General features: G+C 33.9%; 24 protein-coding genes. 12 read left to right on the plus strand and 12 right to left on the minus strand.

Annotation, left to right across the window (positions count from 1 at the left end; all coding sequences use genetic code 11):
* Positions 1-3 precede the first annotated feature (3 nt).
* Together BLT80_RS04260 and BLT80_RS04265 are read left to right on the plus strand one after the other, a co-directional pair.
* The gene (locus BLT80_RS04260; protein ID WP_092466331.1) at positions 4-1347 is read left to right on the plus strand and encodes a dihydroorotase; all 1344 of its coding nucleotides are present in this window, start codon (positions 4-6) and stop codon (positions 1345-1347) included.
* Position 1348: 1 nt separating this feature from the next.
* The gene (locus tag BLT80_RS04265; RefSeq protein ID WP_092466332.1) at positions 1349-1822 is read left to right on the plus strand and encodes a DUF4296 domain-containing protein; all 474 of its coding nucleotides are present in this window, start codon (positions 1349-1351) and stop codon (positions 1820-1822) included.
* Here the strand turns inward: BLT80_RS04265 and BLT80_RS04270 are convergent.
* The gene (locus tag BLT80_RS04270; protein WP_092466333.1) at positions 1809-2822 is read right to left on the minus strand and encodes an NAD-dependent epimerase/dehydratase family protein; all 1014 of its coding nucleotides are present in this window, start codon (positions 2820-2822) and stop codon (positions 1809-1811) included. The two genes, BLT80_RS04265 and BLT80_RS04270, sit on opposite strands and share 14 nt — an antisense overlap.
* A 162-nt stretch (positions 2823-2984) precedes the next feature.
* Here BLT80_RS04270 and tyrS point away from each other — a divergent pair, with 162 nt between their 5' ends.
* A complete protein-coding gene (gene tyrS, locus BLT80_RS04275) occupies positions 2985-4295 on the plus strand; it encodes a tyrosine--tRNA ligase (RefSeq protein WP_092466334.1) in 1311 nt (436 codons plus the stop codon).
* A 171-nt stretch (positions 4296-4466) separates the two neighbouring features.
* On the opposite strand, the gene BLT80_RS04280 is transcribed toward tyrS, so the two are convergent.
* Positions 4467-5447, minus strand: coding sequence for a LuxE/PaaK family acyltransferase (locus BLT80_RS04280; protein WP_092466335.1), 981 nt, complete (start codon positions 5445-5447; stop codon positions 4467-4469).
* Between the two features lie 75 nt (positions 5448-5522).
* Positions 5523-7154 carry a T9SS type A sorting domain-containing protein gene (locus BLT80_RS04285; protein WP_092466336.1) on the minus strand — a complete coding sequence of 544 codons (1632 nt, stop codon included), beginning with the start codon at positions 7152-7154 and terminating at the stop codon, positions 5523-5525.
* Positions 7155-7385: 231 nt separating this feature from the next.
* Here BLT80_RS04285 and BLT80_RS04290 point away from each other — a divergent pair, with 231 nt between their 5' ends.
* Together BLT80_RS04290 and BLT80_RS04295 are read left to right on the plus strand one after the other, a co-directional pair.
* A complete protein-coding gene (locus BLT80_RS04290; RefSeq protein WP_092466337.1) occupies positions 7386-8072 on the plus strand; it encodes a response regulator transcription factor in 687 nt (228 codons plus the stop codon).
* Entirely contained in the window at positions 8072-9115 is a 1044-nt protein-coding gene (locus BLT80_RS04295) for a sensor histidine kinase (RefSeq protein ID WP_092466338.1), read from the plus strand. Before BLT80_RS04290 ends, BLT80_RS04295 begins: the two co-directional genes overlap by 1 nt.
* Here the strand turns inward: BLT80_RS04295 and BLT80_RS04300 are convergent.
* Positions 9098-10150 carry a glycosyltransferase gene (locus BLT80_RS04300; RefSeq protein WP_092466339.1) on the minus strand — a complete coding sequence of 351 codons (1053 nt, stop codon included), beginning with the start codon at positions 10148-10150 and terminating at the stop codon, positions 9098-9100. The two genes, BLT80_RS04295 and BLT80_RS04300, sit on opposite strands and share 18 nt — an antisense overlap.
* A gap of 100 nt (positions 10151-10250) precedes the next feature.
* Here BLT80_RS04300 and trmB point away from each other — a divergent pair, with 100 nt between their 5' ends.
* The 7 genes from trmB (at position 10251) to BLT80_RS04335 (ending at position 15043) form a co-directional block, all read left to right on the plus strand.
* Entirely contained in the window at positions 10251-10925 is a 675-nt protein-coding gene (trmB, locus tag BLT80_RS04305; protein WP_092466340.1) for a tRNA (guanosine(46)-N7)-methyltransferase TrmB, read from the plus strand.
* A gap of 3 nt (positions 10926-10928) precedes the next feature.
* Positions 10929-11558 (plus strand): LysE family transporter, encoded by a 630-nt coding sequence (locus BLT80_RS04310; protein WP_092466341.1) that lies wholly within the window; start codon positions 10929-10931, stop codon positions 11556-11558.
* On the plus strand, positions 11559-11888 hold the full coding sequence (locus BLT80_RS04315) for an MGMT family protein (protein ID WP_092466342.1): 330 nt from the start codon (positions 11559-11561) through the stop codon (positions 11886-11888).
* 256 nt (positions 11889-12144) lie between these two features.
* Positions 12145-13284 carry an Mrp/NBP35 family ATP-binding protein gene (locus BLT80_RS04320; protein ID WP_092466343.1) on the plus strand — a complete coding sequence of 380 codons (1140 nt, stop codon included), beginning with the start codon at positions 12145-12147 and terminating at the stop codon, positions 13282-13284.
* Positions 13285-13527, plus strand: coding sequence for a NifU family protein (locus BLT80_RS04325; protein ID WP_020898203.1), 243 nt, complete (start codon positions 13285-13287; stop codon positions 13525-13527).
* 62 nt (positions 13528-13589) lie between these two features.
* The gene (locus BLT80_RS04330) at positions 13590-14651 is read left to right on the plus strand and encodes an NAD(P)/FAD-dependent oxidoreductase (RefSeq protein WP_092466344.1); all 1062 of its coding nucleotides are present in this window, start codon (positions 13590-13592) and stop codon (positions 14649-14651) included.
* 59 nt (positions 14652-14710) lie between these two features.
* Positions 14711-15043 (plus strand): 2Fe-2S iron-sulfur cluster-binding family protein, encoded by a 333-nt coding sequence (locus BLT80_RS04335; protein ID WP_092466878.1) that lies wholly within the window; start codon positions 14711-14713, stop codon positions 15041-15043.
* A gap of 36 nt (positions 15044-15079) precedes the next feature.
* Here the strand turns inward: BLT80_RS04335 and BLT80_RS04340 are convergent, their stop codons facing one another.
* The 8 genes from BLT80_RS04340 to BLT80_RS04375 all read right to left on the minus strand — a co-directional run bounded on the left by BLT80_RS04340 (position 15080) and on the right by BLT80_RS04375 (position 24195).
* Entirely contained in the window at positions 15080-15550 is a 471-nt protein-coding gene (locus BLT80_RS04340; protein ID WP_092466345.1) for a hypothetical protein, read from the minus strand.
* A gap of 5 nt (positions 15551-15555) precedes the next feature.
* Positions 15556-16452 (minus strand): metallophosphoesterase family protein, encoded by an 897-nt coding sequence (locus BLT80_RS04345; RefSeq protein ID WP_092466346.1) that lies wholly within the window; start codon positions 16450-16452, stop codon positions 15556-15558.
* Between the two features lie 29 nt (positions 16453-16481).
* On the minus strand, positions 16482-17234 hold the full coding sequence (locus tag BLT80_RS04350; protein WP_092466347.1) for an SGNH/GDSL hydrolase family protein: 753 nt from the start codon (positions 17232-17234) through the stop codon (positions 16482-16484).
* Positions 17235-17402: 168 nt separating this feature from the next.
* A complete protein-coding gene (locus tag BLT80_RS04355) occupies positions 17403-20852 on the minus strand; it encodes a PPi-type phosphoenolpyruvate carboxykinase family protein (RefSeq protein WP_092466348.1) in 3450 nt (1149 codons plus the stop codon).
* A gap of 148 nt (positions 20853-21000) precedes the next feature.
* On the minus strand, positions 21001-22179 hold the full coding sequence (locus BLT80_RS04360; RefSeq protein ID WP_092466349.1) for an acyl-CoA dehydrogenase family protein: 1179 nt from the start codon (positions 22177-22179) through the stop codon (positions 21001-21003).
* A gap of 111 nt (positions 22180-22290) precedes the next feature.
* A complete protein-coding gene (locus tag BLT80_RS04365) occupies positions 22291-23007 on the minus strand; it encodes a tRNA1(Val) (adenine(37)-N6)-methyltransferase (protein ID WP_092466350.1) in 717 nt (238 codons plus the stop codon).
* On the minus strand, positions 23007-23537 hold the full coding sequence (rimM, locus tag BLT80_RS04370) for a ribosome maturation factor RimM (RefSeq protein WP_092466351.1): 531 nt from the start codon (positions 23535-23537) through the stop codon (positions 23007-23009). The genes BLT80_RS04365 and rimM overlap by 1 nt, the downstream gene beginning before the upstream one ends.
* A gap of 145 nt (positions 23538-23682) precedes the next feature.
* Complete coding sequence (locus tag BLT80_RS04375) at positions 23683-24195, minus strand: 30S ribosomal protein S16 (protein WP_092466352.1); 513 nt, start codon at positions 24193-24195, stop codon at positions 23683-23685.
* Positions 24196-24317: the final 122 nt, after the last annotated feature.

Here is a 24317-nt window from a genome sequence, read left to right on the forward strand (position 1 = left end):
TACATGAAGCGAAATACCCTCATAAAAAACGCAAGAATTGTCAACGAAGGAAAGATTGTTGAAGGAGACATTCTTATTGAAGATAACATTATAAAAGAGATAGATACTTCAATTAGTGTAAAGTCTGCTGATATATTGGTTATTGATGTAGAAGGGAATTATGTTTTCCCAGGGATGATAGATGACCAGGTACATTTTAGAGAGCCGGGACTAACACATAAAGGAGATATAGAATCGGAATCTAGAGCAGCAATTGCTGGTGGAATTACATCTTTCATTGAGATGCCAAATACCAATCCACAAACGACAACCGTAGAAAAATTAGAAGAAAAATTTGCCATTGCGGCAAACTCATCTTACGCTAATTATTCGTTTATGTTTGGCGGTACCAATGATAATTTGGACGAAATTTTAAAAGTCGATCCTAAAACCGTTGCAGGTCTAAAACTATTTTTAGGGTCTTCTACAGGTAACATGCTCGTGGACGATCCTAAAGTGATTGAAAAAATATTTTCGAGTACAGATATGGTGATATCTGTACATTGTGAAGATGAAGCCACTATAAAAGCCAACTTAGCAAAATATAAGGAGGAATATGGTGATGATATTCCTATGGAAATGCATCCTAAAATCCGAAGTGAAGAGGCCTGTTATATATCATCTTCAAAAGCAATTGAATTAGCTAAGAAAACAGGAGCGAGATTACATGTGTTCCATCTTTCTACGGGAAAAGAAACAAGTTTATTCTCGAATAAAATTCCATTAAAAGACAAAAAGATTACAGCTGAGGTTTGTGTACATCACTTAATGTTTTCAGAAGAAGATTATGCTAAAAAAGGAAGCCATATTAAGTGGAATCCAGCCGTGAAAACAGCGAAAGATAGAGATCAACTTTGGAAAGCGTTATTAGATGACAAAATAGACGTCATTGCTACAGATCATGCTCCTCATACTTTAGAAGAGAAAAATAATAAGTATACAACTGCACCTTCTGGCGGACCATTAGTACAGCATGCGTTAATGGCTTTGATGGAAGCGCATCATCAAGGGAAAATTTCTGTAGAAAAAATCGTTGAGAAAGCGTGCCATAATCCGGCTATATTATTCAACGTTGAAAAACGTGGTTATATTAAAGAAGGCTATTTTGCAGATTTAGTAATTGTAGATCCTCAAAGTCCTTGGACGGTTAATAAAAGTAATATTCTTTACAAATGTGGTTGGTCTCCTTTTGAAGGCAACACTTTTAAAAGCAGAATTACACATACGTTTGTAAACGGTCAATTAGTATATAACAATTTCAATGTTTTAGACGTTAAAGCAGGACAACGACTAACTTTTGATAGATAAGATGTTAAAGCGAATCAGTATTATATTAATATTAGGTTTTTTGATTTTGGCCTGTGATGGTCCTAAAAAACCAAAAAAACCTGATAATTTAATATCAAAAGCGCAAATGACAGATTTGCTGTACGACTTATATCTAGTGAATGCAGCAAAGGGAGTTAATAGATCGACTTTAGAAAAAAATGATTTAGACCCAGAGGTTTATATCTTAAAAAAATATAAGGTAGATAGTACGCGATTTGCAGAAAGCAACACGTATTACGCTTTTGATACCGAAACGTATAAAGAGATTGTTGATAACGTAAAGGCAAGACTAGAGTCAGAAAAAAAGCGTTTTGAAGATATAAAGAAAAAGGAAACGGATTCTATAAAAAAACGTAGAGATTCGATTTCAGAAAAACGAAAAACTCCAAAACAATCTACTGAAAAGTCTATAGATACAACAGACTTGAAAAATACGAAGCCTAAAGATTCTTAAGGAATAATTTACTGACTTCTTCTATACTTGTATCTATTGGTTTGAATTTAAAATTGATAGTGTTTTTTATTTTTGAAGCATCATAATGAGTGATGCTTATCGCGGATTTTGCAGCTTGTTTAGCTAAACTTCTACGTTTTCCAAAAAGCTTATGATTTAGCCAGTCTAATCTCCAAGCAATTCCTAATAACCAAGATTTTGCTTCTTTTGTTGGAGGTTTAACACCTAAATATTTTGCCGTTTTTGTAAAAAAGGTTTTAAAACTTAGGTTTTCAGCAACTAAAATAAAACCTTCGTTTTTAATGGTACTATGCATTAGTTGTTCCATGGCTCTAACGACATCCCAAACATCTATATAACCAGTGACACCAGTATTATAATAAGATATGCCCTTATAAATTCGCTTAAATAAACTACCGCTACTGCCACCATTCCAATAACCAGCGCCTAAAATAATTCCGGGATTTACAATAACAGCATCTAAACCTTCTTGCGTGCCTCTCCATACCTCAAGCTCTGCTCCATATTTGGTAATCGCATAAACACTATTGTCATTTTCTGGGTTCCAATCGGTTTGCTCATCTATTAGTTTTTCAGGATTGTTATGATGTCCGATTGCTGCAATCGTACTGACATAACATAGTTTTTTAATCTGATGACTAATCGATAGATTAACAATGTTAGCTGTACCTTTAATATTGATTTTTCTTAAGTCGTTATATCTATTCGGTTCAAAAGATACAAAGGCGGCACAATGATAAACATGTGTAATATCTTTAAAAGCATCTTCAAGTTTTGGAATATCATTAATATCAGCTTCAAGCCATTCAATCTTGTTGAAAAGCGTTTCTGCATCATAAGAAAAGTAGGAGAAGACATTTTTTACACGATCTAAGGTTTTTTCTCGTCTATAGATAGCACGTATAGGTTCATCGCTTTTCAAAAGTTGAAAAAGTAGATGAGAACCAACTAAACCTGTACCTCCTGTAACTAAAATCATTGTGTAAAGTTACGTTTTTTAAGCTTTATTCTTAATGTGAATTTTCGTTTTATACGTCATAGGTCTAATAAGTATCTGTTAAAGCAAATTGAGTTAAAATTGTCTTTTGTCTTTAGCAGTGGAAACTTATCTTTGCGCAAATCAATTTGAAACTAAAAAGCAATGGCAAATAAGTTTGTAGAAGAATTACGTTGGAGAGGAATGGTACACGATATCATGCCAGGTACAGAAGAACAATTAGATAGTGAAATGACTACTGCCTATATTGGTTTTGATCCTACATCAGATTCATTACACATTGGTAGCTTAGTACCAATAATATTATTAGTTCATTTAGAAAAAGCAGGTCATAAACCTGTGGCTCTAGTTGGTGGTGCTACGGGTATGATTGGTGATCCTTCTGGGAAAAGTGATGAACGTAATTTGTTAGATGAGGTTGCTTTAGCGCATAACGTAGCAGGAATAAAAAGTGTGTTATCTCGTTTTTTAGATTTCAATTCAACTGAAAAAAATGCTCCCGTTTTAGTGAATAACTATGACTGGATGAAAGATTTTAGCTTTATCGATTTCGCCAGAGATGTTGGTAAACGTATTACTGTAAATTACATGATGGCTAAAGATTCTGTAAAGAAGCGTCTAAGTAGTGATGAGGGTAATGTTGGTATGAGTTTTACGGAATTTACATACCAATTAATTCAAGGTTACGATTTTCATCATTTATATAAAACCATGGGTTGTAAATTGCAAATGGGAGGTAGTGACCAATGGGGAAATATAACAACAGGAACAGAATTGGTAAGACGTATGCATGATGGTGAAGACCAAGCAAAAGCGTATGCTATGACCTGTCCTTTAATTACAAAAGCCGATGGTTCTAAATTTGGAAAGTCTGAAGGTGGAAATGTTTGGTTAGATACAGATAAAACATCTGTTTACAAATTTTACCAATTTTGGTTAAATTCTACCGATGAGGATGCTGAAAAATACATTAAAATTTTCACGTTTTTAGATAAAGAAACGATTGAAGCTTTAATTGTTGCTCATAAAGACAATCCAGGATTTAGAGTTTTACAAAAACGTTTAGCTGAAGAAGTAACGGTTTTTGTACATAACAGAGAGGATTATGAAAATGCAGTAAAAGCATCTGAAATATTGTTTAGTAAAGATTTTAAAAATGAAATAAAACAATTGTCAGAAGCTTTATTCTTAGATGTTTTTGAAGGTGTGAAACATGCTGAAATTTCAAAATCAGAATTTGAAGAGGGTTTAGGTATGATTGGTGCATTAGCTGCGAAAACAAATTTCTTAAGCTCTAATGGCGATGCAAGACGTGCCTTAAAGGAAAATGCGGTAGCTGTTAATAAAGAAAAAGTAAAAGAGGACTATATGTTGTCATCAGAAGATTTAATTCATGATAAGTATATTATTCTTAGTAGAGGAAAGAAAACAAACTTCATTTTAGAAGTTGTTTAAGACTTATACATTTTAAATATATTCAGACCTGTCAGTTTAAAACTGACAGGTCTTTTTTTATGCATAAAAAAAGTGCCCAAAATTAATTTTGAGCACTCCTAACCAATCAATCAACTAATGAAAATCTTACTTTTTCATAGCTATTGTTAAGTCGTACGTAATTTTAGTTCCTTACAAAGCCATTAAATTACAACCTCTAATATCAGAGTTGTCGAATCTTCCAATGATTTCAAAGTTGCCATTATCATCAACTTTACCTAAATCTTGAGTCGCAATAAATGAGCACGAATTTAGATTGGCTAAATCAATAACATTAATGCCTCCAGTTTTGTTGGGGTGTTGAATGGTGAGTGCATCTTCGGTATCTCGCGTTAAGATTTTCATCCAAGGTGGACATTCAAAAATACCATTACCTTTAGAGTAGGCTTGGCTTAAAAGCTCGGTCATTCCGTATTCGCTATGTATTTGATTGACTCCAAAACCGGTTTGCAAGGTTTGATGTAATTCTTGTCTGATGATTTCTTTTCGTCTGCCTTTCATGCCACCAGTCTCCATGATTGTGGTATGCTTCAAGTTGAGTTGATAGGCCTCAACCAAATCTAATAATGCAAAGGAAACTCCAATGAGTAATGTTTTCTGTTGTTTAGCTTCAAGTATTTTAAGTGTATTTGCTAATTCTTCAAGATTGTTAAGATAAAATCCGCTTTCGGTTTGGTTCGATTTTTCAATTAAATCATTTACCATATAGATCAGCGAAGAGCCATCACGCTCTAAATAAGAAGGTAATAAGGCTAACACCACATACTCTTCAATAGTTCCATAAAAGTGTTTAAAAGCTTTTAGGTAACTCTCTTCATATAGATTTAAGTCTGTAACTAAATGTTTACTCGTAATACTACCGGTAGTGCCAGAGCTGCTAAATGTTTTTTGAATTGGTAAAGAAGAACTTAAAACAGCACGAGTCTTAAAAAATTGAATCGGCAAAAATGGAATTTCAGAAACTTGTTTTATGTCTGAAGGATGCTTGTACAACAAATCGCAAAAGGAACGATAAACTTTATTGTTTTTAAACTGAAATTTAAAAACGTCCAAAGCTAAAGCATCAAATTCGGCATTGGAATTTATATTAAAAATGGCGTCTTTAGATATCATTCTGCAAAAATATGGAAAATAAAAAAGCGTCTCGATAATTTTCGAGACGCTTTTAATAGGTATTAAAATTTATACTTACTTAATCACTAATTTCTTAGTCGTAGAAGTATTGTTTTGAGTAATTTTTACGATGTAAATACCAGATTTTAAGTTCGCAACATTTAACGTGTTGTTTGTTAACGTTTGGTTTTTAACTTGCTTACCTAAAATATCAAATACTTGCACAGAGATAGCATCGCTATTTGAAGAAGAAATTGAAACTGACCCTGTGTTTGTAGGGTTAGGGTATAAGCTAAATGCATTAGCATTATAGTTGTTTACACTTAATGGTGCAGCAATATCACTAGCGTATCTAGGGAAAATTTGATAATCATCACCGAATTGACCACCTAAACCAGTAATACTTGTAGCACCTGTAGGTATAGCAGTACCAATTAAATCTTCATCACCAAAGGCAACTCTACAAATGGTTGCATCTGCACCGTTTGATATATTGTAGTTAGTGTTATCCGTAAATACACCAGCCTCAGCAAAAGTCGCACTGTTTATAATAATTAATCTACTTTCAAAATTTTCTCCATTATTTAAAAGATCAGAAACACTAACTACGATTGGAGTTAAAGTATTACCTGTAGAAGATGCACTAGCTATGTTTTGACTTGGATTAAACTGAAGTGTTCCAGAAAATTCAGTAAGCTGTCCTTTTAATCCTGTTATACCATCACCATTACTAAAAGAAGTAGTTAACATACCTGCTGAATCATCGATTAAGATCCCAGCTCCACCATCTTGAATATATTTTTGGTTTCTATTACCATCAGTAACGATATATGATATAATTGCCTCACCTGTTAATTCGTAAGTTTCGCCAAGAGTACCAGCTCTTAATTCAGTAATGTTAGCGACTTGGTTTATAGATGCTACACTAAAGGTTGTAGTAGTATTAACAGCAGGTGTTATAGGAGTGTGGCTATTATCAACTAGTTGCATAAAAACCGTGTAAGATTGACCATCTGCAACCGTTAAAGTTTCATCGTTAGTATCGTATTTCATTGGTTGAGCAGTACCATTTATTGTCCAATGAATATGACCATCAAATCCACCAGTAGTTGCGCCAACATTAAAATTTTGCACATTAATTGATAAATTTACACTAGTTGTTCCGGGTGCTAAAGCAGAATTATCACTTGGGCTTGTAATTGATATACTTGGAGGTGCTGTTCCTGCAAATGCGGTCCAAACAACATCATCAACAGCAACTTGACCAGCGCTATTTTCTGCATTGATAAATTTTATTACGACATCACCAGGTTGGTTTACTGTAATTGTTCCAGATGCTTTTATAACGTCTTGCTCTGCATTACTTGTTACATTACCAACGACAACATCATTAACCAATACGTTTAAATTAACAGCAGTTCCAAAAGCCTGCATGTAATTAAAACTAATAGTACCAACTCCTCCAGAAATTAATCCTGAACTAAATTCAGCTTGAGGTGTTCTGTTTCTTCCAATCATTATAGATTGTCCAGTAATTTCATAGTCTGCTCTACATTGCGAATAAGTCCAAGTAGAACCATCCTGACCTGTAAAAGTCCCATCAACGTAGCTATTTCCTTCTACAGAAAAGCCATCAAATGTTTCAGTGCCTTGGGCAAAAGAAAAAGTTGAGATTAACGTAAATAATAAAAAGTAAATTTTCTTCATAATTGAATTGTATAAAAAGTTAGACAACAAATATAACAACAAATCCTCAATTTTTAGAATCAGAATCGTTAATACTTGTCATTTTACAATATGTTAACATGGTAAATGTCAGGTGCTTCTTAGGGTCAAGATTTTAGAATTTCAATGTTAGGTAATTGTTATCAATTTAATATTAGTAGATAGTTGACATAGATATAATTTATATTTACCATTATTTAAAACGTAATTCAATTGAAAAAGAAAGACATTAAGATATTATTGGTTGATGACGACCTAGATATTTTAGAAATAGTAGGTTTTAATTTATCTGCTGAAGGCTATCAAGTTATTAAAGGCGAAAATGGTGAAGAAGCCGTTAAATTAGCCAAAAAACACCAGCCTCATTTAATAATAATTGATGTAATGATGCCAAAAATGGATGGCATTGAGGCGTGTGAGCGCATTAGAGAGGAGCCTAGCCTAAGTGAAACCATTATTACGTTTTTAACCGCAAGAGGTGAGGATTATTCTCAGGTCGCTGGTTTCGAAGCTGGTGCAGATGATTATATCTCAAAACCCATAAAGCCCAAAGTTCTTATTAGTAAAGTGAAAGCCTTACTTAGACGTTTAAAACATTCTGAAAGTAGTGTTGAAACGGTAATAGAAATTGGTGATTTAACAATCTATAAAGAAGAGTATAAAATTAGCATCAACGGTATTGAAACAGCGTTGCCTAGAAAAGAATTTGAATTGTTATCTTTGTTAGCAACCAAGCCAGGTAAGGTTTTTAAACGCGATGAGATTCTAGATAAAGTCTGGGGTAATGAAGTTGTTGTAGGCGGAAGAACCATCGATGTACATATTAGAAAATTACGCGAAAAAATAGGGGATAAATCCTTTAAAACCGTAAAAGGTGTTGGTTACAAGTTTGTAGACTAATGCAACATAAAACTCTTAAAAAATCCTATAAATTCGCCTTGCGAACAGCACTATATGTAACGCTGTTTACAACATTCCTTGTGGGTCTTTTTTTATATTATTACCATATAGTGAATTGGCATTTTGTTTTTTTTCCTTTAATATGCTTTCCGTTTTGTTTTTTGATTATTCAGTATAGAGTTGAACGTTTTATATACAGACGTGTTAAGAAAATATACGACGATTTAACACTTTTAGAATCTACGAGTTTAAGACCACAGCCTATAACGACAGATATGGGCACCTTAACAAGAGAAATTGATAAATACGCCAAAAACAAAAAATTTGAAATTGAAACGCTCAAAATTAGAGAAGAATATCGAAAAGAATTTATTGGCAATGTTTCGCATGAATTAAAGACACCGCTATTTACGGTTCAAAGCTATTTGCTTACTTTATTGGAAGGTGGAGTAGAAGATGAAAAAATTAGAAAAAAATACTTAGCTAGAGCGACTAAAGGAGTCGAACGCTTAACCTATATTATTAAAGATTTAGACATGATTACCAAACTAGAAGTTGGTGATTTGAGTTTAGAAAAGGAAAATTTTGATATGGTTAAAGTGGTGCAGAATGTGTTCGACCTTTTTGAAATGAAATCTGCCAAGAAACACATTACCTTAACGTTTGACATTGATTACCCAGAACCAATCATGGTTTACGCAGATAAAGAACGCATCCAACAAGTTTTAACTAATCTCGTCGTTAACTCTATAAAATATGGACGCGAAAAAGGCACTACAGAAGTTAGTATAGAAAACCTTATAAAAAACAAAGCTATTATAAGAGTTACAGATAATGGAGAGGGTATAGCAAAAGCCAATCTTCAGCGCTTGTTCGAACGTTTTTATCGTGTAGATAAGAGCGGTTCTCGTAAGGAAGGTGGTTCTGGTTTAGGGTTGTCTATTGTAAAGCATATTATTGAAGCCCACGAAGAAAAAATATATATAGAAAGCGAATTAGGAGTCGGAAGTGAGTTTTCATTTACTCTAGAAAAGACTAAATAATTTCTTGTAATTTAGTTCGTATTCTTGGGATTTAAAACCACTAAAATTTTCAATTTCAGATAGCATATTAATATCAAAATCATCTTGAATACAATAAGGAGCAATACCTTCAGAGCACAACCTTTTAGCTAAATATTCTTGTTCAAATTGTCCTGGAGTGGGTATAAAAAAAGCTTTCTTTTCAAGTTTTTCTAAATCCATTATAGTTGTGTAGCCCGATCTGCTCAAAATAAGCTCGCTTTTATTTATAGCGATTTCAAGCTCGTTACTGGTCATATAATTATAAATAACGATATGGTCCATAACCGTTTTCTGCTGCTCAGATTCTACTTTCCCTTTTATAAAGAGGACACTACCAGTATAATGTTTTAAGTCACGTAAAAGTTTTTCTTCTAAAAACGTGCGTTGAGGTTCAGGACCCGAAAGTAAAACAAGCAAATCGTATTCTGTATCTATATCTAGTTTTTTTAATCGTGTTAATGCTCCTAAATATTTCACAGGTGCCACATAATTCTTAGGATGGCCTAAATCGCCACTTAAATTGGTACTACCCATATGGTCGGGAACCCAGCATTCATTAAACTTAGAAATTATGTTTTGATGTAATTTGCTACTCAGCCATGTTGTATTGCCACTTAAAACACGCAATTGGTGTGTGATAAATACAGATGGAATTGCTTTATGCCTTGCACCAAATCTATTATCCGAAATAATACCAGAAATAGCTTCTGTTTCGACTAAAGTTTCAATAACTTTTTTTTCGCGTTTAATGGTTTTTAAAAGATGAGGTGAATCTTTAATTAATTTAATTTTAAAGCCATTTGCTTTTTTTGCATACGTAATATTGTATGATGGTAATTCAAAAGCGCTTAGTTTAGGAAATTCCTTTTTTAATAAGCCTAAAGCAATACCATCACTAGCAATAACGGGTTCAAAACCATTTTCAATTAATGCATTTATAATAGGAATACAACGTGTGGCATGTCCTAATCCCCAATTTAGTGGTGCTATTAATATCCTTTTTTTGCTATTCACTTATATTAATATTTCTAATTTGTAGATTAGGTTGTGTTTAACAAAGGTAAACCTAAAATGTTTGCTTAATTTTACCGAATTATTAATAAATCTATAATTTGTGGGAAGTAAAAATAAACTCAAACGCTTCAGGGAAAATGAAACCTTTCATAATGTATATCAACCAACACGTGAAGAATTGGTGGATGCGAGGTATAAATTAAAAGGAAAATGGAAATCTGAAGTTTTTAAAAACGATAATCCATTGGTTTTAGAATTGGGTTGTGGTAAAGGAGAATACACAGTTGGTTTAGCAAAACGCGATGCTAACAAAAACTTTATAGGTATCGATATTAAGGGCGCTCGATTTTGGAGAGGGGCAAAAACGGCGATTGAAGAAGATATTACCAATGCAGCATTTATAAGAACACAAATAGAACTTATTGATTCTGTTTTTGATGAAAATGAAGTCGATGAAATCTGGATTACATTTCCGGATCCACAAATAAAATATCAGCGGACAAAACACCGAATGACGAATCTACAGTTTTTAGAACGCTACAAAAAAGTATTAAAACCAGGTGGATTAATGCATCTAAAGACCGATAGTGAATTTATGCATGGTTATACGCTTGGGTTGCTACATGGTTTAGGTTTAGAGGTGCTTTATGCTAACCATAATGTTTATAAATTAGAAGGCAGTCCAGAGGAAGTTATTGAAATTCAAACCTTTTACGAAAGTCAGTATTTAGAGAAAGACAAAGCAATTACGTATATTAGATTTAAAATCAACTAAAATTTGAGTATTACGATCATTTTTTTTCTTGGACTTTTTGTAGCGATGATTGGTGTTATTCCACCAGGATTGCTAAATATGACAGCAGCAAGAATTAGTTTAAAGGAAGGAGCAGGTCGTGGTATAATGTTTTCTACAGGGGTTTGTATTGTGGTTTACATTCAAACATATTTGGCTGCTATTTTTGCCAGATATTTGTCTAATCATTCAGATATCGTAGAGATTCTAAGGCGTGTGGCTTTTGTGATATTTGTATTAATTACCATATATTTTTTAGTCTTAGCCTCTAAGGAGGAAGAAGTAAAAAAAGAGACTGAGATAAAAAGTAAGCATGGCAGGCTACTGCATGGTATGCTGCTATCTGCGCTTAATATATTTCCGATTCCGTACCAAGCTTATATGACTATTACATTAGTGTCTTTTGGTTGGATGGATTTTCAAAAATTAAGTATTGTTACTTACGTTACAGGTGCAGCAACGGGTACATTTGTAATGTTATATTTTTATATTTTCTTTTTTGATAAGATAAAAGATCGAAGTTTCTCTTCTCAAAAAAGCATGAATTTAAGTATCGGTATTATCACAGGACTTGTTTCATTAATTACGTTAATCAATATTTTAAAGGAATTTTAAATGCAACCTGAAACGCTTAGTTTTTTCGAAAAGGTTTACGAAGTAGCTAAGAAAATTCCTTATGGAAGAGTTACTAGCTACGGAGCCATTGCTAAATATTTAGGTGCAGGAAAAAGCGCCAGAATTGTAGGTTATGCCATGAATGGTTCTCGCGGAAAAGATATACCAGCACATAGAGTTGTAAATAGAAAGGGACTCTTAACAGGAAAGCACCATTTTGAAGGTACCAATCTTATGCAACAGCTTTTAGAAAATGAAGGCATTGAGGTTGTAGAAAATCAAATTCAGAACTTAGAGACTATTTATTGGGATCCTGCTAAGGAATTGTAAGGCGGTTATAATTGTTAGTCTAAATATGGTATAGTGAAAATTAAGGAGAATGCTCTTATTTCCTGATTTGGTTCAAATTCAAAAATATTTACGAATCTGCTATCCCATTTAAAAATCGAATTCCAGCATTAATCAATTCAATTTATCTAGTTCAAATTCTAAACTATTCTAAGTACCTTTGCGTTTAGAATTAATCTTAATAAGAAAAAACGCGAGTCTTTATTCGAGTCTCCATGTTCTTAAGTCTTTAAACGATATGAAACTAATAAAACAAGATATCCTAAACGCTCTTAAAACCATAACAGCACCTGGTGAAGGCGAAAATATGGTCGACAGTGGAGCGGTAACTAACGTCGTTACTTTTGCAGATGAAGTCATCGTAGATATCACCATAAAAAATCCAAGTTTACAAGCACGTAAAAAAACAGAAGTTGAAATTTTGCAAACTATTCATAGAGAAGTTTATGAAAAAGCGAAGATAAAAGTCAATGTAAAAGTTGATGCTCAAGCAGCACAACCTAAAAATGAAATTAAAGGAAAAGCGATTCCTGGTATTCAAAATATTATAGCTGTTGCTTCTGGTAAAGGTGGCGTAGGTAAATCTACAGTAACCGCAAATTTGGCTGTAACTTTGGCTAAGATGGGTTTTAAAGTTGGCGTTTTAGATGCCGATATATACGGGCCATCTATTCCAATTATGTTCGATGTTGCAAATGAACGCCCACTATCTGTAACCATTGATGGTAAATCGAAGATGAAACCTGTAGAAAATTACGGAGTTAAAGTATTATCTATCGGATTTTTTACAAAACCAGATCAAGCCGTTATTTGGAGAGGACCAATGGCTTCTAAAGCTTTAAACCAAATGATATTTGATGCGGCTTGGGGAGAATTAGACTTTATGTTAATTGATTTACCTCCAGGAACAGGAGATATTCACCTAAGTATTATGCAAGCATTGCCTATTACAGGTGCTGTTGTAGTAAGTACACCGCAAAATGTCGCTTTAGCAGATGCTAAGAAAGGAGTGGCGATGTTTCAACAAGATAGTATTAATGTACCTGTTTTGGGTATTATAGAAAACATGGCGTATTTTACACCAGCAGAACTTCCAGAGAATAAATACTATATATTTGGTAAAGAAGGAGCGAAGCATTTAGCAGAAGATTTAGACGTACCGTTTTTAGGTGAAGTGCCATTGATTCAAAGTATAAGAGAAGCAGGTGATTTAGGACGTCCAGCAGCAATGCAAACAGGAACTCCTATCGAATCAGCTTTTGAAACGATTACGCGAGACGTGGTTCAACAAGTAGTTAATAGGAATGATGCATTACCAGCTACGGAAGCGATAAAAATTACAACAATGGCAGGTTGCTCTGCTGTTAAAAAAAATTAAATGAGCACAGAAGAACTTAGATTAAACGTAGAAAAAGCATTGGATGAAATCCGTCCATTTCTGCAAAGTGATGGAGGCGATATTAATTTATTATCTATTGACGATGGTAAGTTTGTAAAAGTACAACTTGTAGGGGCCTGCACATCGTGTAGTGTTAATCAGATGACTTTAAAGTCTGGTGTTGAGATGACCATTAAAAAATATGCCCCACAAATCGAAAAAGTTATTAATGTTGAAAAATAATGTGACATTTATCACATTCTGATTAAAACGACATTAGTAGTTTTGTATTCAATTTTACATTCATGATTACAACAGATATACTTATTATTGGTGCTGGTCCAACCGGGCTTTTTACTGTTTTTGAAGCTGGACTTTTAAAATTAAAATGCCATTTAATTGATGCTTTACCACAACAAGGTGGTCAATGTACAGAGCTCTATCCTAAAAAACCAATTTATGATATTCCGGCATACCCAGAGATCTTAGCTGGTGATTTAACGGATAAATTAATGGAGCAATGTAAGCAGTTCGAACCAGGATTTACTTTAGGTGAGCGTGCAGAAACTATAGAAAAACAAGAGGACGGTACGTTTATCGTTACCACAAATAAGGGTACACAACATAAAGCTCCTGTTGTTGCAATTGCGGGTGGATTAGGAAGTTTTGAGCCTCGTAAACCTTTAATTCATAATATCGCAGATTTTGAAGATAAGGGTGTTGAGTACATGATTAAGGAACCCGAAATGTATCGTGGTAAGAATGTTGTGATTGCAGGAGGAGGAGATTCAGCCTTAGATTGGAGTATCTTTTTAAGTGATGTCGCTAAAAGTGTGACATTAATTCATAGACGAAATGAATTTAGAGGGCATTTAGATTCTGTTGAAAAGGTACAGGAGTTAAAGAATAAAGGAAAAATAAACCTTATTACACCAGCTGAGGTTATAGGTATTGTTGGTGATGATAAAGTAGAAGCTATAGTTGTAAAACAAGCGCAACATATTGAAAAAGAATTTGAAGTAAAATGTGATCATTTTATTCCATTATTTGGATTATCTCCTAAACTAGGACCCATTGCAAATTGGGGACTTGAGATAGAAAAGAATGCCATTAAGGTAGATAATGCATTAGACTATCAAACTAATATTCCTGGTATTTTTGCTATTGGAGATGTCAATACGTATCCTGGGAAATTAAAATTAATTCTTTGTGGTTTTCACGAAGCTACATTAATGTGTCAGTCTGCTTATAAAATTATTAATCCAGGAAAACGTTATGTATTAAAATACACCACAGTTGCTGGAGTTGATGGTTTTGATGGTTCTAGAAAAGAAGCGCCTAAGGCGGTTGTTAAAGCTTTTGATTAATGTAAAATAGACTTAGCAGGTCTTAAAAGAGAATGTTTCCGCATTCTTGGAAACTGATTATGGAACAAGATATAAATATTACCATTATAGATAGAGAAGGGGTTAAACATCAAATTGAAGCTCCGACAGATATGGCCATGAACTTAATGGAGATCGTTCGTTCTTACGAGCTAGCGCCAGAAGGCACTATAGGCATCTGCGGAGGTATGGCTATGTGTGCGTCTTGTCAATGCTATGTATTAAGCGAAACCGAATTACCTGAAATGCAAGATGATGAAGAAGCCATGCTCTCTGAGGCTTTTAATGTAAAAGATAATAGTCGCTTAGGTTGCCAAATCCAAATGACACCAGAAATGGAAGGTTTAGAGGTGGAGTTGGCTCCTGAATCTTAAACAAATTCCTGCGAAGGCAGGAATCTCATAATTATATCAACAAGTCCACTCTTTAATAAGAATAAGAAGTGAAAAGGAAATGATAATTGGTATTACCGTTATAAAACCGCTGTACCACCTATAGTATTTTTCATATTTTAATTCTCCATTATTTTTTTGATAAATTCCGTCAGCGAGTTCTATTTTATAACTTCCAATAAATTGGTTTATTTTATTAATCTGAAAACCTTCTTTTTTTGTGATCTTTTTAGATAATATCATTACAGCTTTGCAGACTAATAATGTAATCAATGGTGAGAATGTAAAAACTAAACATTGGTACCCACAGAGGTAATTCCAACCAATTGAAACCATTACTATTCCTAAAAGACCAACGCAAAAAGAAATTTTCAAGTATGTCTTAAAGCGCTTTTCATTTTTTAAATCTTCGGTGGTCGTTATAATGAATAAATTCAGAACGCCACAGATAATAATGATCATCCAGAAGTACATTTCGAATAATCCCATAATAATTAGTCTGTTTTATAATCAGCTAACCTCGTAGGTCCTTCTAACAAAAACCGATCAATTTTTAAAGTACCACTTTCAGTGGTTACAATTTGCCATTTAATTAATGAAATCGTGCCATTTTCAATTTCTAAACCCGTAATACTTCTTGGGTGTACGCAACTTCCATCATTAAAATAAGCAATATCTCCAGGTTCAGGAAAACGTGGTCGATGTGTATGTCCAACAATGGTTATTAAATTATTGTTTTCAATAATCCAACGTTTGGTGCGTCGCTCAATTTTAATGAGTTCGGTGTAATTTTTGGCAGGACTCGTTGGGTCTGCAATTCCCATGATGTTGAGAGGTTTCCAGAGTATTCGAACTAAAAATCGACTCCACTTCCAAAAGAGAAAATTCCACCAATCGGCTTGGTGACCATGGGTTAAAAATAATTCTTGATTAGTTTCAGTATGCTCTAAAACAATACCTTCATGATATTGAATACCACAAAATAAGTCTTCATCATGGCCTGTTTTTGGATCGAAAAAAGTAGATAAATGTTTTTCTACATATTTTGGATTACGATACACCATATCATGGTTGCCCCAAATCATGTGTAAACGGTCTTCATCATGAAATTGTTTCATCAGCATGTACACATTTTTATGGGCATAAAAAATGCTTTCAAATGTGAGATTTTCCCATAGTTCATCACCATCACCAATCTCACAATAGCTAAAGCCTTCCATATAGTAATGACGCAAAGCATGGAAGTAAATATTACGGTTATTAGCAAAATCATCAGCAAAACTATTATCTCCACGATGGCAGTCGCTAAATAATATATACTTAGAGGAGTCATTAAACTTAAGCCGTTTGGCGCTTTTATACGCGCGATCTAATCTGGTTTTAGAAGACATGAAAAATGTTTCAACTAATGTAATAAATCTTATTGAATTTTTTCGACAGCAATAGGAAGTAAGCGTTGAACGAACATAGAATAGGCTAATTGGGAAGGATGTAAGCCGTCAGAAGCTACTAAACTTGGATTAGTTAAACCTTGGCGTGTAATATCTGTAATATTCACAAACGTTATGTTTTGCTGGTTACAATAATTTTCAGCAAATGCATTATATTGGTCTATTTCTGATGACGTATTTTGAGGGTTACCATAATTTTGCCCAAAAGGGGTATAAGCATAATCTGGTATAGAAACCACTATAACATTGGATTTGTCATTTTTAGCTAATTGGATCGCCGTTGAAACTAGTAATGGAAACTCAGTTTCATAAGTAGAAAAAGGCTTATTTTGGTATTGATTGTTCACGCCGATTAAAAGGGTTACTAAATCATAATTGTTTGAAGGATTATCATTAAATATGGCATTAATTAAGTTGTTCGTTGTCCAACCAGTTTGTGCAATAATTTTAAGGATAAAAGAATCTTCATCAGTAAACTCTGAAATTAAATTACTCTTCAATTGTTCTGGGAAACGACAGGTTTCACACACACTTTGACCAATGGTATAACTGTCTCCGAGTGCTAGGATATTATAGGTTGCAGCGATTGTTATGTCGTCGTCATCAATAATTTCTTCAATGATTTCTTCAACGTCTTCTTCAACGATAGCAATATCATCGCTAGTGCAAGAAGCTAATAATAGCAATAATCCATAAAAAATAGTTTGATAAAATCTTTTCATATACTACAATATACGATTAAAACGATGTGTTGGTTCTATTTTGAGGTTGATGTTTTTAGTTGAATAAAATGCTTCCCGTTTAAGAGAAGCATTTCAAAAGGGTAATACTTTATTTGAGTAAGACTGTTGCCTTAAATTAATTCAAAATGCTTAATATATTTGATGAGTTTAACTTTTATATAAAAGATCTCTTCCAATTGTACCTACCAAATGGGTTAAATACTCTGGTGATTTAGCCTCATTCAATGATTTTTTAGTATGCTCTAAACGTGTGTTTAATTGCAGCTCTTCTGTTAAAATATCATTGTGTGAACTTTTAATAAAAGATTCTAAATAGTCTATCTGTGAAGCATAATACTGAATGTCCTTTTCTTGTTTTAAGACTAATCTTTCTTTATACCAGTCAGCATTTATAACATAACTTCTATCAAAATACTGTCTTAAGTCAGGGGAGCTAATGTCTTTACCTTCATAATGACCATATGCCATAATATTCAATAGAATCTTTAAGGGTGGAATAGCGGCTTCAATACTTCCATCTTCAAAATAATTTAATGCTACTTTCTGTTGTGCTTCAACTATATTTTTGATTCCATCTACAAAATCATCTAAATTTTGTAATTCTGGTTTCAACATGCGCTCATTAAATACGGCTGTAGGTTCATCAAAAATTCTGTTTAAACATAGTAACGAGAAGGTCTTGGTAATTCTATAGCCCAAACGACTCGCCAATACGTTTTCACCTTTATATTCAAAGTCTTCAAGTTTTTCTAAGGAGCCATTTTCAATTAGGTTTTTAGGATCTCTGTCTTCTGGTGCCATTCTAGCCCAAATTTCAGGGATTAATAAACTAACATCGTGGTCTATTTTATTTTCTGCACCAACATAACCAGCAGCAGTACTAAAACCGTTAGATTCTGTTAGGATATGTGATAATAAAGCGTTGTTTAAATCTGTTGTTGGAGTCAACATATTAAATGGAGCTTTTGTCAATGCACCTTCAGATCCTGCTCCAGTAGTTGATGGAGATTTACCTGTTAAACTACAGATAAAGTCCATAAATAGTTCTGGAGTTTCTTGATAATGGATTGGGTTGTATACAGCCAATGGTCTAATACCAGCCTCTCTGTCTGCTGGGTTATTCCTTCTTCCGGGCAACACAGCATTTACCACATGTATTACTGGGTCCTGAGGTTTAATTCTTCTACATAAACGAACTCCTACATCCGAAATGTAAGTAGCTTCAGTTTCATTATAAACCTTATTTGGTTCTAAATAACGTGGATTTTTAGTAGGTTCTCCATCTACAATTCTTGGATGAGATGGTAAAACAAACTGTACATCCTCATCTTCAGAATCAATAATTTCTTTGATAAAATCTTTAACTGGTTGTGTGTATTTATCGTAATTGATGGTATCCTCATAGATGGCAATAGCATCTTTTTTAGACAACATTTCGTAATTTGTTAAGAATCTACCATCAGAGATAATATCTAATTCCGCAAGCTTATCATAACCTCTTACAATAGCTTCATCTGGTCTTTGGAATAAATGCGCTTCGCAATTAGTTAGCACTTTAACACTTTGGTTGGTGTACTCTTTATTTAAATTCTTAAAACGTTCTTTTGGTAGTGTTATGGATGCTGTTATATCATCTTCAGTTTGAATCTTTTCACATGCGGCGAAATCTGAACGTAATTTATTGAGCATCCAGTTACCGTCTTGATTAAAACCAATTCTAACATAACTACCAACAACTGGTGTGTGGTTATAAATTAAAGAGGTTCCTTTTACACCATTTATAAATTCAACAGACATCATGTCTTTCCAGTTAAGGTTAGCGCCATGAGCTTGTCTAAATAATCGTTTTACAAATAATACTAATGAACGAATATGTACAGGAATGTTATTTAAAAATTCATTAAACTCATCTGAATTTTCTTCATTTGGTGTCAGTAATTTAACAACAGATCCCAAAGTTCTTTTTTCGCTTAAAAAGGATCTTGAAATTGGTCTATTAGGATCTTTAACTTTCCATCGTGTTGAGTAGTTAAATTCAATGATTTCATCCGCTTTCTTAAAATCTTCATCAATATTATGAATGTTAAACGGGCTATAAGTAATAGCGTTTTGCATTGATTTAGAAATCTCAGACTTACCACCTCCTGAAACTGTGCAAGGCTTATGGCAGAATACGCCTTCTGGATAAGTCTCTATCATACGCCAAAGATTGATAGACTTGTGTTTTTCTAATCTTAATTTATTACCAGAAGGATGGATGTAAGTTTTAAAAGGAGATAAGGTTAACTTTTGTTCGTTACCTTTATAATTCCATGTGATACTATTGGTAGCCGTGTTAAAATAAGATGATTCTGGTATATAAACTAAATTTGGATAATTTTTGTCTATGGCATAATTTTCAGGTTTTACCTCAATCTTGTCTGCTAATAGGGTTTTAACCTCTTCAAAAGTTTGGTCTAATCCGTAATATGTAGAATAGTCGTTACAATTTACGGTTTCTCCCATAACACGTCTAGCATAAGCTATAGCTCCACCAGCATGCTCTTCTTCAGCTAATCCAAATAGGTTTGCAGAATAACTGATTTGTGTTTTTATTTCTTTTTTTGAATAGCCATAATAATTATCAGCAATAATGGTTACAACAACACCTCTATCATCTCTACATGTTATTTTAAATGCACTCCCTTCATTATAAAGTTCGTGTTCATTTTGCCAACACATTCCATCTTTTTTCTGACGGTCTGTTGCATCATTATAATGAGGTAAACCTACATCTTTCTTTTTAAGCTTTAACAATTGAGGAGCAAGAATGATACAGCCAGTATGGCCTGTCCAGTGCTCTGGATCTAAGGCAGCATCATTATGTGCTAAATTAGGATCTCCTGCATTACCAAAAATAGATTCTACAAAATCTAAATTGCTCACTAAAGTACCTGGTGCAAAAAAACGTACTTCCAATGATTTTTCTTCAATAACACCTTTTACTTCTGGGCACACTACAGGTCTCAATAACATAGAAACCATAGTTTGAGCTTTCTCTGTCTGATTTGAAGTAAAAGGAAGTGTTTTTAAATCATTTGGAGGTGTGAAGGCTGCGTGTAAAAAGTGAGCTAAAACTACTCTGGGTACTTCTTTCTTATCTAACGGAACCGGCAGTGGTCCTTCTACAATATGAAAGGTACCTTTCGTTGTTCTTTTATCATGTAAAGGATTGTTTAAGATACCTTGCTTAAGACGTTTTGATGTCACCAAATCGCTTTCAAAAGAAGTACCATCTGGTGGTAAACTAGCTTCTCTAGCTTGTCCTTTTCTCGATAGAATTAATGTGTTATTTGGAAGTACAAACGATTTGTCGATTGAAATATCTTTTAAATAATCGTCTATAAAATTTTGAATTCTTGAATCTGCAGGACAAAGATGGCTCGCTAAAAGTCTTGATTTTTCTCGTAGACTTCTTATTAATCCTTGTGATAATACCTCGAATTTAGGGTCACAGAATTTTTCTTTGCTATGTTCTGCGTCTTTATATGTTGGTTGCCCTATAGAGGCTAATTGTAAGTTGATAAATTGAATGAGCTCCTGTCTTGTGTCTTCCATACTGATATGTGCTATTGAATGTTACTAGTAATTTATTCAATGCAAATTTAGGCTTCAGAGGAATTAAAAAAGCTGTCGAATATCAGTTTTAGAAAATTATAAAGGCTTAATTTAAGGTTTAAGCCTCTATAATTCACCAATTTTATTCTTACTTAAAGGCATTTAAACCCGTAACATCTAATCCTGTAATTAATAAATGAATGTCGTGAGTACCTTCGTAAGTTACTACACTTTCAAGGTTCATCATGTGTCTCATAATAGAGTATTCACCACTAATTCCCATACCACCTAACATTTGTCTAGCATCGCGAGCAATAGTTAAAGCCATATCTACATTATTTCGTTTTGCCATAGATATTTGTGCCGATGTTGCTGTACCGTTTTCACGCATTACACCAAGTCTCCACGCTAATAATTGGGCTTTGGTGATTTCGGTAATCATTTCGGCTAATTTCTTCTGTTGTAGTTGAAATTGTCCAATCGGCTTTCCAAATTGCATACGTTCTTTACTATAACGCAACGCTGTATCGTAACAGTCCATTGCAGCTCCAATCGCTCCCCAAGCAATACCAAAACGTGCGGAATCTAAACAACCTAATGGTGCGCCTAATCCAGATTTGTTTGGTAATAAATTTTCTTTAGGCACTTTTACATTATCAAAAATAAGTTCGCCAGTTGCAGAAGCTCTTAGTGACCATTTGTTATGTGTTTCTGGTGTAGAGAAACCTTCCATGCCACGTTCTACGATTAAACCGTGAATACGACCGCTTTCATCTTTTGCCCATACGACAGCAACGTTACAAAAAGGGGAATTACTAATCCACATTTTTGCACCATTTAAAAGATAATGATCTCCCATGTCTTTAAAATTGGTCACCATGCCTCCAGGATTAGAACCATGATCTGGTTCTGTTAAACCAAAAGAGCCAATCCATTCGCCAGAAGCTAATTTTGGTAAGTATTTTTGGCGTTGCTCTTCATTACCGTATTTCCATATAGGATACATCACTAAAGAGGATTGTACAGACGCTGTACTTCGTACGCCTGAATCTCCACGTTCAATTTCTTGCATTATTAAACCATAAGAAATTTGGTCTAATCCGGCTCCTCCATATTCTTCAGGAATGTAAGGGCCAAAAGCTCCAATTTCTGCTAATCCTTTAACGATCTGAGTTGGAAATTCTGCTTTTTGAGCATACTCTTCAATGATAGGAGAGACGTCGCGTTTTACCCATTCTCTTGCAGCATCGCGCACTAACTTGTGCTCTTCTGTAAGTAATTCATCAAGATTATAATAATCTGGTGCTTCGAATAAATCTGGTTTCATTCTAATTTTGTTATTTATAACTTCTAATTTTGAGAATATATCAAAACAGAAGGTGTTATTTTATAAGTTTAACAAAAGTAACGAAAACGATAGCATTGCCCAACAATAGATTTACATTTTCAAATAAAAATCTTTGGTGAGATTAATGTAATCTTCTGTGTATTGATGACGAGCTGTTTCAATAATTAATTCTGAATGTTCAATTTCTGAGTTATGAAAAGAATACTCTAACAGACTACGTTTAACATCGGCTTCAGGATTGCCTTTAACATGAAGTGAGCGATTAAGATGCAAACCGGCTTTTAAAGCTAAATCTGTAAATTTAATTTCTTCTTTAGAAGGAATTACAACAGTGAAAACACCATCGTTTGAAAGTAAATTCGCAACAGCATAAATTAAATGATCAAAAGGCATGGCATCGTTAAAACGAGCTAGATCTCTTGCGTCATTATCCGTTTTGTAATCTTCCGTATAAAATGGTGGATTGCAAATGATGAGGTCGTAGGTGTCTTCTATTTCTTCAACAAATTCTAATAAAGATGCATGGTAGCAAAATAAGCGATCTGCCCAAGGTGAGTTTTCAAAATTCTCGGAACATTGCTCATAAGCATCTGCATCAATTTCTAAAGCTTCGATGTTTTCAGCATAGCTTCGCTGTGCAATCATTAAGGCTAAAACTCCGGTTCCGGCTCCAATATCTAAAACAGAGAATGGATTTTTATCAACAGACGTCCAAGCGCCAAGTAACACTCCGTCTGTACCAATTTTCATAGCACAACGATCTTGATGGACTGTAAATTCTTTGAATTTGAAAGGAAGAGAACTCATTATTCTTCGAGATACAAATCAATCAACCCTTCAGGAGTATCGACCTCAATGGTTTTATTTTCCCGATCTACCTTAACGATAAATTCATCATTCATAGGAATTAAGATTTCAATGCCATCTCTATCTATTTCGAATAAAGATTGGGCTGTGGTGTCATTTATGCTTTGAAGAATACCTACTTCTCCAAAATTGGTGTCTTTAATTGTGAACCCTATAACTTCATGGAAATAAAATTTATCACCTTCAAGTTTAGGAAGTAAATCTAAAGGCAAGTATAATTCGGTTTTTATTAAAGAATCAGCATCAGCTTCAGTATCGACGTCTTCAAATTTTAGACGTAGTAAATCCGATTTATGTAATTGTGATGATTCCACAAAGAAAGGCACCAAGTTTCCTCTCAGATCTATAAATATAGCTTCAAGATTATCATATAAATCGGGTTCGTCTGTATCTAACTTCGCGAGAAGTTCGCCTTTAAAGCTGTATTTTGATACAATTTTCCCTAAATAAAAACAGTCTTCTTTTTTCATTTTCGTGTGTTGTCAGTTTGTGCACAGTCGAGAAACATATAAATGTCACATACTACATACATCTCGACTGTGCTGGATGCGACATTTTGGTATAAAAAAACCCAGACTAAAATAGTCTGGGTTAAAAGTATAAAAAATAATTTTTTTATTCTTCTTCGTTAGCTGCTGTTTCTTCAGTTGCAACTTCTTCTGCTACTTCTTCTTCAACAACTGGCGCTGCTGCAGCAATACGTGCTTCATTTACAGCTTTTTCAGCTTCTAATGCTTTAGCTTTAGCATCTGCATCAGCTTTAGATAAGCCATCAGTTTTTGCTTCAACTTTAGCTGCTTTTTCTTCTAACCAAGCGTTGAATTTTGATTCTGCTTGCTCTTCAGTTAATGCGCCTTTTCTAACTCCACCAGCTAAATGATTTTTTAGCATTGCTCCTTTATAAGATAAAATTGCTTTTGCAGTGTCAGTTGGTTGTGCACCATTTTGTAACCATTGTACAGCTCCGTCAACATTTAATTCAATAGTTGCAGGATTTGTGTTTGGATTGTAAGCACCTAATTTTTCTAGGTATTTACCATCTCTTTTAGCGCGAGAATCCGCTGCTACGATCCAGTAATAAGGCTTTCCTTTTTTACCGTGTCTTTGTAATCTAATTTTTACAGGCATAATAATTAATTAATGAGGTTCTCGACCTCTGTTATTAATGAGGGCGCAAAGATACTATAATTTTTTATATATCGCTGTTATAAATCATTTTAACTAACAAGAAGTTCACTTTAGCTAAAAGA

This window comes from Winogradskyella thalassocola, assembly GCF_900099995.1.
GTDB lineage: Bacteria > Bacteroidota > Bacteroidia > Flavobacteriales > Flavobacteriaceae > Winogradskyella > Winogradskyella thalassocola.